The 10,786-nt window shown below is 56.4% G+C and carries 23 protein-coding genes; all 23 read right to left on the minus strand.

All coding sequences use genetic code 11. The annotated features are described in order from the left end of the window. Window positions 1-3 precede the first annotated feature (3 nt). On the minus strand, window positions 4-1,332 hold the full coding sequence (gene secY / locus IEY47_RS19815) for a preprotein translocase subunit SecY (protein ID WP_188985962.1): 1,329 nt from the start codon (window positions 1,330-1,332) through the stop codon (window positions 4-6). After that, on the minus strand, window positions 1,333-1,767 hold the full coding sequence (gene rplO, locus IEY47_RS19820) for a 50S ribosomal protein L15 (protein ID WP_188985964.1): 435 nt from the start codon (window positions 1,765-1,767) through the stop codon (window positions 1,333-1,335). It abuts the gene before it with no gap. Between the two features lie 3 nt (window positions 1,768-1,770). Further along, window positions 1,771-1,950, minus strand: a complete 180-nt coding sequence (gene rpmD / locus IEY47_RS19825; protein WP_188985966.1) for a 50S ribosomal protein L30 — start codon at window positions 1,948-1,950, stop codon at window positions 1,771-1,773. Window positions 1,951-1,952: 2 nt separating this feature from the next. Then, window positions 1,953-2,453, minus strand: coding sequence for a 30S ribosomal protein S5 (rpsE, locus tag IEY47_RS19830; RefSeq protein ID WP_188985968.1), 501 nt, complete (start codon window positions 2,451-2,453; stop codon window positions 1,953-1,955). A gap of 3 nt (window positions 2,454-2,456) precedes the next feature. Beyond that, the gene (gene rplR / locus IEY47_RS19835; protein ID WP_188985970.1) at window positions 2,457-2,807 is read right to left on the minus strand and encodes a 50S ribosomal protein L18; all 351 of its coding nucleotides are present in this window, start codon (window positions 2,805-2,807) and stop codon (window positions 2,457-2,459) included. Between the two features lie 10 nt (window positions 2,808-2,817). Then, complete coding sequence (gene rplF / locus IEY47_RS19840; RefSeq protein ID WP_188985972.1) at window positions 2,818-3,351, minus strand: 50S ribosomal protein L6; 534 nt, start codon at window positions 3,349-3,351, stop codon at window positions 2,818-2,820. 11 nt (window positions 3,352-3,362) lie between these two features. After that, on the minus strand, window positions 3,363-3,755 hold the full coding sequence (gene rpsH, locus IEY47_RS19845) for a 30S ribosomal protein S8 (RefSeq protein WP_188985974.1): 393 nt from the start codon (window positions 3,753-3,755) through the stop codon (window positions 3,363-3,365). A 162-nt stretch (window positions 3,756-3,917) separates the two neighbouring features. Next, window positions 3,918-4,223 carry a 30S ribosomal protein S14 gene (gene rpsN / locus IEY47_RS19850; RefSeq protein WP_188985976.1) on the minus strand — a complete coding sequence of 102 codons (306 nt, stop codon included), beginning with the start codon at window positions 4,221-4,223 and terminating at the stop codon, window positions 3,918-3,920. Window positions 4,224-4,235: 12 nt separating this feature from the next. Further along, window positions 4,236-4,775 carry a 50S ribosomal protein L5 gene (rplE, locus tag IEY47_RS19855; RefSeq protein ID WP_188985978.1) on the minus strand — a complete coding sequence of 180 codons (540 nt, stop codon included), beginning with the start codon at window positions 4,773-4,775 and terminating at the stop codon, window positions 4,236-4,238. Between the two features lie 20 nt (window positions 4,776-4,795). Beyond that, complete coding sequence (gene rplX / locus IEY47_RS19860) at window positions 4,796-5,110, minus strand: 50S ribosomal protein L24 (protein ID WP_188985980.1); 315 nt, start codon at window positions 5,108-5,110, stop codon at window positions 4,796-4,798. Between the two features lie 12 nt (window positions 5,111-5,122). Continuing rightward, complete coding sequence (rplN, locus tag IEY47_RS19865; RefSeq protein ID WP_003289207.1) at window positions 5,123-5,491, minus strand: 50S ribosomal protein L14; 369 nt, start codon at window positions 5,489-5,491, stop codon at window positions 5,123-5,125. A 22-nt stretch (window positions 5,492-5,513) separates the two neighbouring features. Next, on the minus strand, window positions 5,514-5,780 hold the full coding sequence (gene rpsQ, locus IEY47_RS19870) for a 30S ribosomal protein S17 (protein WP_188985983.1): 267 nt from the start codon (window positions 5,778-5,780) through the stop codon (window positions 5,514-5,516). A gap of 2 nt (window positions 5,781-5,782) precedes the next feature. Further along, window positions 5,783-5,974: a 50S ribosomal protein L29 gene (rpmC, locus tag IEY47_RS19875; RefSeq protein ID WP_003093720.1), complete on the minus strand. Its 192-nt coding sequence runs from the start codon at window positions 5,972-5,974 to the stop codon at window positions 5,783-5,785. Next, window positions 5,974-6,384 (minus strand): 50S ribosomal protein L16, encoded by a 411-nt coding sequence (gene rplP / locus IEY47_RS19880; RefSeq protein ID WP_188985985.1) that lies wholly within the window; start codon window positions 6,382-6,384, stop codon window positions 5,974-5,976. The genes rpmC and rplP overlap by 1 nt, the downstream gene beginning before the upstream one ends. A gap of 12 nt (window positions 6,385-6,396) precedes the next feature. Continuing rightward, on the minus strand, window positions 6,397-7,083 hold the full coding sequence (rpsC, locus tag IEY47_RS19885; RefSeq protein ID WP_188985987.1) for a 30S ribosomal protein S3: 687 nt from the start codon (window positions 7,081-7,083) through the stop codon (window positions 6,397-6,399). An 11-nt stretch (window positions 7,084-7,094) separates the two neighbouring features. Beyond that, complete coding sequence (rplV, locus tag IEY47_RS19890; protein ID WP_003103908.1) at window positions 7,095-7,427, minus strand: 50S ribosomal protein L22; 333 nt, start codon at window positions 7,425-7,427, stop codon at window positions 7,095-7,097. Window positions 7,428-7,440: 13 nt separating this feature from the next. Then, window positions 7,441-7,716 (minus strand): 30S ribosomal protein S19, encoded by a 276-nt coding sequence (gene rpsS / locus IEY47_RS19895; RefSeq protein ID WP_188985988.1) that lies wholly within the window; start codon window positions 7,714-7,716, stop codon window positions 7,441-7,443. Window positions 7,717-7,734: 18 nt separating this feature from the next. After that, window positions 7,735-8,556 (minus strand): 50S ribosomal protein L2, encoded by an 822-nt coding sequence (rplB, locus tag IEY47_RS19900; protein ID WP_188985989.1) that lies wholly within the window; start codon window positions 8,554-8,556, stop codon window positions 7,735-7,737. Window positions 8,557-8,567: 11 nt separating this feature from the next. Then, window positions 8,568-8,867: a 50S ribosomal protein L23 gene (gene rplW / locus IEY47_RS19905; RefSeq protein ID WP_188985990.1), complete on the minus strand. Its 300-nt coding sequence runs from the start codon at window positions 8,865-8,867 to the stop codon at window positions 8,568-8,570. Beyond that, complete coding sequence (gene rplD, locus IEY47_RS19910) at window positions 8,864-9,466, minus strand: 50S ribosomal protein L4 (RefSeq protein WP_188985991.1); 603 nt, start codon at window positions 9,464-9,466, stop codon at window positions 8,864-8,866. The genes rplW and rplD overlap by 4 nt, the downstream gene beginning before the upstream one ends. A gap of 12 nt (window positions 9,467-9,478) precedes the next feature. Beyond that, a complete protein-coding gene (rplC, locus tag IEY47_RS19915) occupies window positions 9,479-10,114 on the minus strand; it encodes a 50S ribosomal protein L3 (RefSeq protein ID WP_188985992.1) in 636 nt (211 codons plus the stop codon). 83 nt (window positions 10,115-10,197) lie between these two features. Further along, window positions 10,198-10,509 (minus strand): 30S ribosomal protein S10, encoded by a 312-nt coding sequence (rpsJ, locus tag IEY47_RS19920; protein WP_003463313.1) that lies wholly within the window; start codon window positions 10,507-10,509, stop codon window positions 10,198-10,200. Between the two features lie 151 nt (window positions 10,510-10,660). Next, window positions 10,661-10,786 (minus strand): EF-Tu C-terminal domain-related protein (locus IEY47_RS19925; RefSeq protein WP_505909240.1); only part of this gene is annotated, 126 nt, incomplete at its 5' end.

The following is a 10,786-nucleotide window of genomic DNA, read 5'->3' on the forward strand; positions in this document are numbered from 1 at the left end:
CGGTCAGCGCAGCATGCCGCTGCCATAACCCTTCAGGTTTGCCTTCTTCATCAGGGAATCGTACTGATGCGATACGAGGTGAGATTGCACTTGGGACATAAAGTCCATGACAACCACAACCACGATCAACAACGAAGTCCCGCCAAGATAGAACGGCACATTGGCTGCGACCACCAGGAACTGGGGTAGCAGGCAAACGGCCGCCATGTACAGAGCACCGAACATAGTCAAGCGGGTCAGGACACCATCGATGTAGCGTGCCGACTGCTCGCCGGGACGGATACCCGGAATGAACGCACCGGACTTCTTCAAGTTTTCGGCTACATCTTTCGGATTGAACATCAATGCCGTGTAGAAGAAACAGAAGAAGATGATCCCTGCGCTGAACAACAAGATGTTCAGTGGCTGACCGGGTGCAATCGCCTGAGAAACATCCTGCAGCCACCCCATGCTTTCGGACTGACCGAACCACTGTCCGAGAGATGCGGGGAAAAGCAGAATGCTACTGGCGAAGATCGCCGGAATCACGCCCGCCATGTTCACCTTGAGCGGCAGATGGCTGGTCTGCGCGGCAAACACCTTGCGACCTTGCTGACGCTTCGCGTAGTGAACGGCGATACGACGCTGGCCACGCTCGATGAAGACAACGAATGCGATTATCGCTACAGCCAACACGCCGATGACGACAAGGGCGAAAATATTGATATCGCCCTGCCGCGCCGACTCGAATGACTGACCGATGGCAGCAGGAAGCCCTGCCACGATGCCGGCGAAGATCAGCATCGAAATGCCGTTCCCCACGCCCCGCTCGGTGATTTGCTCACCAAGCCACATCATGAACATCGCCCCTGCAACGAACGTCGTTACAGCAACAAAGTAGAAGCCGAAGTCCGACGCAAACGCCACACCCTGACTGGCAAGCCCAACGGACATGCCAATCGCTTGCACGAATGCGAGCGCGAGCGTCAGGTATCGGGTGTACTGGCTGATCTTGCGACGACCCGATTCACCCTCTTTCTTCAGCTGCTCCAATTGCGGACTGACAGCAGTCATGAGCTGCATGATGATCGATGCCGAAATGTACGGCATGATCCCCAGCGCAAAGATGCTCATGCGCTCCAACGCACCACCGGAGAACATGTTGAACAGGCTAAGGATGGTCCCTTCGTTCTGCCGGAACAGTTCAGCGAGACGATCGGGGTTGATTCCTGGCACCGGGATATGCGCACCAATTCGATAGACGATGATCGCCATGAACAGGAAACGCAATCGAGCCCAGAGCTCGGACAACCCGCCACCGCTCAATGCGGAGAGAGCACCTTGTTTAGCCATTTATTCCTCGAACTTGCCGCCGGCTGTTTCGATGGCCGCACGCGCACCTTTGGTGGCGGCGATGCCCTTCAACGTAACAGCACGTGCAACGTCGCCCGAAAGAACGACTTTGACACGTTGAACGTTACGGCCGATCACGTTTGCATCCTTGAGGGATTGCAGCGTGACGACGTCACCATCGACCTTGGCGAGCTCAGAGGTGCGAACCTCGGCACGATCCATGGCCTTCAGGGAAACGAAGCCAAACTTAGGCAGACGACGATGAAGGGGCTGTTGACCACCCTCGAAGCCTGGAGCAACCTTGCCGCCGGAACGGGAGGTCAGACCTTTGTGACCACGGCCACCGGTCTTGCCCAGACCGCTACCGATGCCACGGCCCGGACGCAGCTTTTCGCGACGGGCTCCCGGCGCGGAACGCAGATCGTTCAGTTGCATGGATTAACCCTCCACACGCAGCAGATAGTAAGCCTTGTTGATCATGCCGCGATTTTCAGGAGTGTCCTGAACTTCGACGCTATGACCAATACGACGCAGGCCGAGGCCTTTGACGCAGGCTTTGTGGTTGGCCAAGCGGCCATTCACACTCTTGATGAGCGTGACTTTGACGGTGTTAGCCATGATTAGAGAATCTCCTCGACGCTCTTGCCACGCTTGGCCGCAACAGAATCTGGAGACTGCATGTTCTTCAAACCCTTGAAAGTGGCGTAAACCACGTTCACAGGATTGGTAGACCCATAGCACTTAGCCAGAACGTTCTGTACGCCCGCAACTTCGAGAACGGCACGCATCGCGCCGCCGGCGATGATGCCGGTACCCTCGGAGGCAGGTTGCATGTATACCTTGGAGGCGCCGTGCGCAGACTTCACCGGGTACTGTAGCGTCGTGCCATTCAGGTCGACCTGGATCATGTTACGGCGAGCCGCTTCCATGGCCTTCTGAATAGCAGCAGGCACTTCGCGGGACTTGCCGCGACCGAAACCTACGCGGCCCTTGCCATCACCCACCACGGTCAACGCAGTGAAGGTAAAGATGCGACCACCCTTGACGGTCTTGGCAACACGATTAACTTGAACCAGTTTCTCGATGTAGCCTTCGTCGCGCTTCTGATCGTTGTTTGCCATAACTTAGAACTCCAGCCCGCCTTCACGAGCAGCGTCGGCCAGTGCCTTGACACGACCGTGGTACTTGAAGCCGGAACGGTCGAATGCCACTTGAGTGACGCCAGCCGCTTTCGCACGCTCAGCCACCAGCAGACCAACCTTCTTGGCGGACTCTACATTGCCGGAGGCGCCTTCGCGCAGCTCCTTGTCCAAGGTCGACGCACTGGCCAGAACCTTGCTGCCGTCGGCCGAAATGACCTGGGCATAAATGTGCTGGGAAGAGCGATACACGCAGAGGCGTACGGTTTCCAGCTCCCGCATCTTCAGACGTGCCTTGCGAGCACGACGCAGACGAGTTTCTTTCTTTGCGCTCATTTGCTATGCCCTACTTCTTCTTAGCTTCTTTACGGCGGACGACTTCGTCGGAGTACCGTACGCCTTTGCCCTTGTAAGGCTCCGGACGACGGAAATCACGAATTTCCGCTGCAACCTGGCCAACCAACTGCTTGTCGATACCCTTGATCAGGATGTCGGTCTGGCTGGGTGTTTCTGCCGTAATGCCTTGCGGCAATTCGTAGTCCACAGGGTGCGAGAAGCCAAGCGCGAGGGACAGAACCTGGCCTTTGGCCTGAGCCTTGTAACCGACGCCCACGAGCTGGAGCTTGCGCTCAAAGCCCTGACTGACGCCAATCACCATATTATTGACCAGCGCACGCGTCGTGCCGGCCATGGCCTTGTTCTGCTGATCGCCATTACGGGCCGCGAACCGAAGCTCGCCAGAATCCTGGGTGATTTCGACAGAAGAATGAACCTTCAGGTCGAGCGCACCTTTGGCACCTTTGATGGACAACTGCTGACCTGCCAGCTTCACTTCGACGCCAGCGGGCAACTTCACGGGGTTATTAGCTACGCGAGACATGGCTACTCCCCTTAGAAAACAGTGCAGAGCACTTCGCCACCCACGCCAGCGGCGCGTGCAGCGCGATCGGTCATCACACCTTTATTGGTGGAAACGATCGAAACACCGAGACCGCCACGAACCTTTGGCAGTTGATCGGCGGACTTGTACTGGCGCAGACCAGGACGACTGCTGCGCTTGAGCTCCTCGATGACCGGACGGCCTTCGAAGTACTTGAGCTCGATGGAAAGCTGCGGCTTGGCGTCGCTGCTAACCTGGTATCCCGAAATGTAACCTTCGTTCTTGAGAACGCTGGCAACTGCCACCTTCAGCTTGGAAGACGGCATGTTAACCACGGTCTTCTCAGCCATCTGGGCATTACGGATACGAGTTAGCATGTCCGCTAACGGGTCCTGCATACTCATGGGCTTGATGCTCCTAACTACATAAAGAACGGCCTGACGGCCTCATTTCTCGAGCCACCAGCAAAACACGGGCTCAGAAGAGCCGGTCATTCTAGTGACGCGCTATAAATGAATCAAGCCCCATAAGGGGCTTGATTCATTCAACCGACTAACGTCGCGGCGTTACCAGCTGGCCTTGACCAGACCTGGAACGTCACCACGCATAGCCGCCTGACGCAGCATGTTACGCGCCAGACCGAACTTGCGATAAACGCCGTGCGGACGACCCGTGATACGGCAGCGATTACGCAGGCGAGCGGCGCTCGCATCGCGTGGCTGCTTCTGCAGTGCAACCTGAGCTTCCCAGCGCGCTTCGGCTGTGGAGTTCGGGTTGGCGATAGTAGCTTTCAGCTCAGCACGCTTCTTGGCGTACTTCGCGACCGTTTGCTGACGCTTCAGCTCGCGGTTCTTCATGCTCTGCTTGGCCATTACCTACTCCAATCAGTTACGGAACGGGAATTTGAAAGCACGCAGCAATGCGCGACCTTCATCATCGTTACGGGCGGTCGTCGTCAACGTGATGTCCAATCCACGCAGCGCATCGATCTTGTCGTAATCGATTTCCGGGAAAATGATCTGCTCTTTGACGCCCATGCTGTAGTTACCACGACCGTCGAACGACTTAGCGTTCAGGCCACGGAAATCACGAACGCGCGGCAACGAAATTGCCAGCAGACGATCAAGGAATTCGTACATACGATCGCGACGCAGCGTCACCTTGACGCCAATCGGCCAACCTTCACGAATTTTGAAACCTGCGATCGACTTGCGAGCGTAGGTGACAATAGGCTTCTGGCCGGTGATCTTCTCAAGATCAGCAACTGCGCTTTCGATGACTTTCTTGTCGCCGACAGCTTCGCCCAACCCCATGTTCAGGGTGATTTTAGTAACGCGCGGAACTTCCATCACGTTCGCAAGCTTCAGTTCTTCCTTCAGCTTGGGCGCGAGGTCCTTCCGGTAAATCTCTTTGAGTCGTGCCATGGTCATTTACCTAGGGATGCTCAAGCATCGACCGCTTTTTGGGTCGACTTGAAGACACGAATTTTCTTGCCATCTTCAACTTTAAAGCCGACGCGATCAGCTTTGCTGGTCTCGGCGTTGAAAATAGCCACGTTGGAGACGTGCAATGGCGCCTCTTTCTCGACGATACCGCCCTGGATACCAGCCATAGGATTGGGCTTGGTGTGGCGCTTCACGAGGTTGACCCCACCGACGACCAAACGGTCGTCAGCGAGAACCTTGAGCACCTTGCCACGCTTGCCCTTATCTTTGCCGGCGATGACGATGATCTCGTCGTCACGACGAATCTTTTGCATGACGGCTTCTCCTTACAGCACTTCAGGCGCGAGCGAGACGATTTTCATGAACTTCTCAGAACGAAGTTCACGCGTCACTGGCCCGAAGATACGGGTACCGATGGGCTCCTGCTTGTTGTTCAGGAGTACGGCGGCGTTGCCGTCGAAACGAATGATGGAACCATCCGGACGACGAACGCCGTGACGGGTACGGACCACGACCGCAGTCATGACCTGACCCTTTTTCACTTTACCGCGCGGAATCGCTTCCTTGACGGTCACCTTGATGATGTCACCGATACCAGCGTAACGACGATGCGAACCACCAAGGACCTTGATGCACATAACGCGACGAGCACCGCTGTTATCAGCGACGTCGAGCATGGATTGAGTCTGAATCATATCTTTCTCCGACCCTTAGTCCTTAGACTTCCACGGCACGTTCGAGGACTTCCACCAGCGCCCAAGTTTTGGTCTTGGCCAGCGGACGGGTCTCACGAATGGTGACCTTGTCGCCGATCTTGCACTGGTTGGTTTCGTCGTGAGCATGCAGCTTGGTCGAACGCTTCACGTATTTGCCGTAGATCGGGTGCTTAACGCGACGCTCGATCAGTACGGTGATGGTCTTGTCCATCTTGTCGCTGACGACACGGCCGGTCAGCGTACGGACGGTTTTCTGGGCTTCAGCCATGATTACTTACCTGCTTGCTGGTTAAGCACAGTTTTCACGCGAGCGATGTCACGCTTAACTTGCGAGAGCAGGTGAGACTGCCCCAACTGGCCAGTTGCTTTCTGCATACGCAGATTGAACTGGTCGCGCAGCAGGCCGAGCAATTGCTCGTTCAGCTGCTCGACGGACTTTTCACGAAGTTCGTTCGCTTTCATCACATCACCGTCCGCTTAACAAAGGAGGTGGCGAGTGGCAGCTTCGCAGCTGCAAGGGCGAATGCCTCACGCGCCAACTCTTCGGATACACCCTCGATCTCGTAGAGCACCTTGCCCGGTTGAATCTGGGCTACCCAGTACTCGACGTTACCCTTACCTTTACCCATCCGGACTTCCAGAGGCTTCTTGGTAACAGGCTTGTCGGGGAAAACACGGATCCAGATCTTACCGCCACGCTTAACGTGACGAGTCAGCGCACGACGTGCCGCTTCGATCTGACGCGCAGTCAAACGACCGCGACTGGTCGACTTCAGCGCGAACTCACCGAAGCTAACCTTGCTACCGCGAGCCAGACCACGGTTGTGACCGGTCATCTGCTTGCGGAATTTTGTACGCTTTGGTTGCAACATTTGGCGTACCCCTTATTTAGCAGCTTTTTTACGAGGCGCTGGCGCTTGCGGCTTGAGCTCTTCGTGGCGGCCACCGATGACCTCGCCCTTGAAGATCCAAACCTTGACGCCGATCACACCGTAAGTGGTGTGCGCTTCGTAGGTGGCGTAATCGATATCAGCGCGCAACGTGTGCAGCGGCACACGGCCTTCGCGATACCACTCGGTCCGTGCGATTTCCGCACCACCAAGACGACCACTCACCTGGATCTTGATGCCCTTGGCACCAATACGCATAGCGTTCTGAACCGCGCGCTTCATTGCGCGGCGGAACATCACACGACGCTCCAGCTGCTGGGCAACGCTCTGAGCAACCAACATACCGTCGAGCTCCGGCTTGCGGATTTCTTCGATGTTGATGTGAACAGGCACACCCATTTTCTTGGTCAGGTCCTGACGCAGCTTCTCGACATCCTCACCTTTCTTCCCGATCACGATGCCAGGACGAGCAGTGTGGATGGTGATGCGTGCGGTTTGAGCCGGACGATGGATATCGATACGGCTAACGGACGCGCTTTTTAGTTTGTCTTGGAGATACTCACGAACCTGCAGATCTGCCAGCAGATAATCAGCGTAGTTACGCTTGTCTGCGTACCAGACGGAGGTGTGCTCCTTGACGATTCCCAGGCGAATGCCAACGGGATGTACTTTCTGACCCATCTGAGACTCCGTTACTTGTCCGCAACCTTGACAGTGATATGGCAAGACCGCTTGACGATGCGATCAGCACGGCCTTTGGCACGCGGCATGATGCGCTTCAGCGAACGCCCTTCGTTGACGAAAACAGTGGAGACCTTCAGATCATCCACGTCTGCGCCTTCGTTGTGCTCGGCGTTGGCCACGGCCGACTCCAGCACTTTCTTCATGATCTCGGCGGCCTTCTTACTGCTGAAGGCCAGGAGGTTGAGCGCTTCGCCCACCTTCTTCCCGCGGATCTGGTCGGCGACCAAGCGGGCTTTCTGAGCGGAAATTCGAGCGCCCGACAGCTTAGCGGCTACTTCCATCTTTCCTTACCCCTTAGCGCTTGGCTTTTTTGTCCGCTACGTGCCCGCGATAGGTACGGGTAGCAGCGAACTCGCCGAGTTTGTGGCCGACCATATCCTCGTTGATGAGAACAGGGACATGCTGGCGACCGTTGTGCACAGCGATGGTCAAACCGACCATCTGCGGCAGGATCATCGAACGACGCGACCAGGTTTTAACTGGCTTGCGATCATTCTTCTCCACCGCGACCTCGACCTTCTTCAACAGGTGAAGATCGATAAAAGGACCTTTTTTCAGAGAACGTGGCACAGTCGTATCCTCGATTGATTACTTGCCGCGGCGGACGATCATCTTGTCGGTACGCTTGTTGGAGCGTGTCTTCAGACCCTTGGTCTTCACACCCCACGGCGATACCGGATGACGACCACCCGAGGTACGACCCTCACCACCACCGTGCGGGTGGTCGACCGGGTTCATGGCAACACCACGAACTGTCGGACGAACGCCACGCCAGCGCGATGCACCAGCCTTACCCAGCGAGCGCAAGCTGTGCTCGCCATTGGATACTTCACCCAGCGTTGCGCGGCACTCGGAGAGCACTTTACGCATCTCGCCGGAACGCAGACGCAAGGTCACATAGGCACCTTCACGCGCAACGAGCTGAGCAGACGCACCCGCGGAGCGAGCGATTTGCGCGCCCTTGCCAGGCTTGAGCTCGATGCCATGCACAGTGCTACCAACTGGCACGTTACGCAGCGGCAGAGAATTGCCCGCCTTGATAGGAGCGCCAGCGCCGGAGATCAGCTGATCACCTGCAGACACGCCCTTCGGGGCGATGATGTAACGGCGTTCACCGTCTGCGTACTTGAGCAGCGCGATGTGGGCAGTACGGTTCGGGTCGTATTCGATACGCTCAACGACAGCAGGAATGCCATCCTTGTTACGACGAAAATCGACCAGACGGTAGTGCTGCTTGTGACCACCACCAACGTGACGAGTCGTGATGCGACCGTTGTTGTTACGGCCGCCCGACTTGGACTTCTTCTCGACCAGCGGTGCATAGGGAGCGCCTTTGTGCAGCTCCGAATTCACCACCTTCACCACGAATCGGCGGCCGGCAGAAGTCGGTTTGCATTTAACGATTGCCATGATGCTCCCCTTTACTCTGCGCTGTTAGCGAAATCGAGATCTTGGCCAGGCTGGAGTGCGATGTACGCCTTTTTCCAGTCGTTGCGCTTGCCCAAACCGCGAGCGGTGCGCTTGGTCTTGCCCTGCACGTTCAACGTAGTGACCTTAGCCACTTTCACTTCGAACAAGGACTCGACAGCCTTCTTGATTTCCAGCTTGGTTGCATCAGTGGCAACCTTGAATACGAACTGCTTATTGCTGTCCGCCAGCATGGTTGCCTTCTCGGAGACATGCGGACCAAGCAGCACTTTAAATACGCGTTCCTGGTTCATCCCAGCAGCTCCTCGAATTTCTTCACGGCGGACACGGTGACCAGCACCTTGTCGTAAGCGATCAAGCTAACCGGATCCGAACCCTGGACATCACGCACATCGACGTGTGGCAGGTTGCGAGCAGCGAGATACAGGTTCTGATCGACAGCATCGGAAACGATGAGCACGTCAGTTAGGCCCAAGCCGCTCAGCTTACCCAGCAGTGTCTTGGTTTTAGGGGCGTCGACAGCGAAATCTTCGACGACAACCAGACGCTCCTGACGTACCAGCTCAGCAAGAATCGACCGCAGCGCAGCGCGATACATCTTCTTGTTCAGCTTCTGGGAGTGATCCTGAGGCTTGGCAGCGAACGTCGTACCACCGGAACGCCAGATAGGGCTACGGATGGTGCCCGCACGCGCGCGACCAGTACCCTTTTGACGCCATGGCTTCTTACCACCGCCAGAAACTTCGGAACGAGTCTTCTGCGCACGCGTACCCTGACGACCGCCAGCCATGTAGGCGACGACTGCCTGGTGAACCAGCGTCTCGTTGAACTCGCCGCCAAATGTGTGCTCGGAGACCTCGATGGCCTGAGCGCCATTTACATTCAATTGCATCTCAGCCTCTCCTTAACCACGAGCCTTGGCAGCTGGACGAACGATAACGTCCGAACCAGTAGCACCAGGAACGGCGCCCTTGACCAGCAGCAAGTTACGCTCGGCATCAACGCGCACGACTTCCAGCGACTGAACAGTCACGCGCTCAGCACCCATGTGACCGGACATCTTCTTGCCTTTGAAGACACGACCAGGAGTCTGGCACTGGCCGATGGAGCCAGGCACACGGTGAGATACGGAGTTACCGTGGGTATTGTCCTGACCACGGAAATTCCAGCGCTTGATGGTACCGGCGTAGCCTTTACCCTTGGACTGACCGGTGACGTCCACCAGCTGACCATTCTGGAACAGCTCGACGCTCAGCTGATCGCCGGCCTTGTACTCGCCTTCTTCAAGACGAAACTCAAGAACCGCACGACCTGCAGCGACGCTGGCTTTGGAGAAGTGACCGGCCTGGGCCTTGGTCACACGAGAAGCACGACGCTCGCCGACGGTAACCTGTACCGCGCGATAGCCATCGCTTTCTTCGTTTTTGAACTGAGTAACACGGTTAGGCTCGATCTCAATAACCGTTACCGGGATAGAGACGCCTTCTTCGGTGAAAACGCGGGTCATGCCGCACTTTCGACCGACTACACCAATTTTCATGTTGTAAACCTCATGAGTGTACGGGGCTTTCACCCGCTATGGCCGCCCATTTCAGAGCGTTACACGACTAAAACCAGCAGGTTTTAGCCGAGGCTGATCTGCACTTCCACGCCCGCCGCAAGATCAAGCTTCATCAGAGCATCGACGGTTTTATCCGTCGGCTGAACGATGTCCAGCACGCGCTTATGAGTGCGGATCTCGTACTGGTCACGCGCATCCTTGTTGACATGCGGAGAAACCAGAACGGTATACCGCTCTTTACGGGTAGGGAGAGGAATCGGACCACGCACCTGAGCACCAGTACGTTTCGCGGTTTCCACGATTTCCTGGGTGGATTGATCAATCAGGCGATGGTCAAAAGCCTTCAACCGAATACGGATTTGTTGGTTTTGCATTTTGACCTCAGACTCGACGTTACCATCTTCACCAGACGCAATACGCCTGTGAAAAGGAGGCGCAATTGTACGGACGCACCCCAAGCATGTCAAACACCCGGATGCAAACAAAAAGGGCTCCCGAAGGAGCCCTTTTCACCAATCGTCGGAATTAAGCGACGATCTTGGCAACCACGCCAGCGCCGACGGTACGGCCGCCTTCGCGAATTGCGAAACGCAGACCTTCTTCCATCGCGATCGGAGCGATCAGGGTGACAACCATTTTGATGTTATCGCC

Source organism: Pseudomonas matsuisoli (assembly GCF_014647635.1).
Classification (GTDB): domain Bacteria; phylum Pseudomonadota; class Gammaproteobacteria; order Pseudomonadales; family Pseudomonadaceae; genus Pseudomonas_P; species Pseudomonas_P matsuisoli.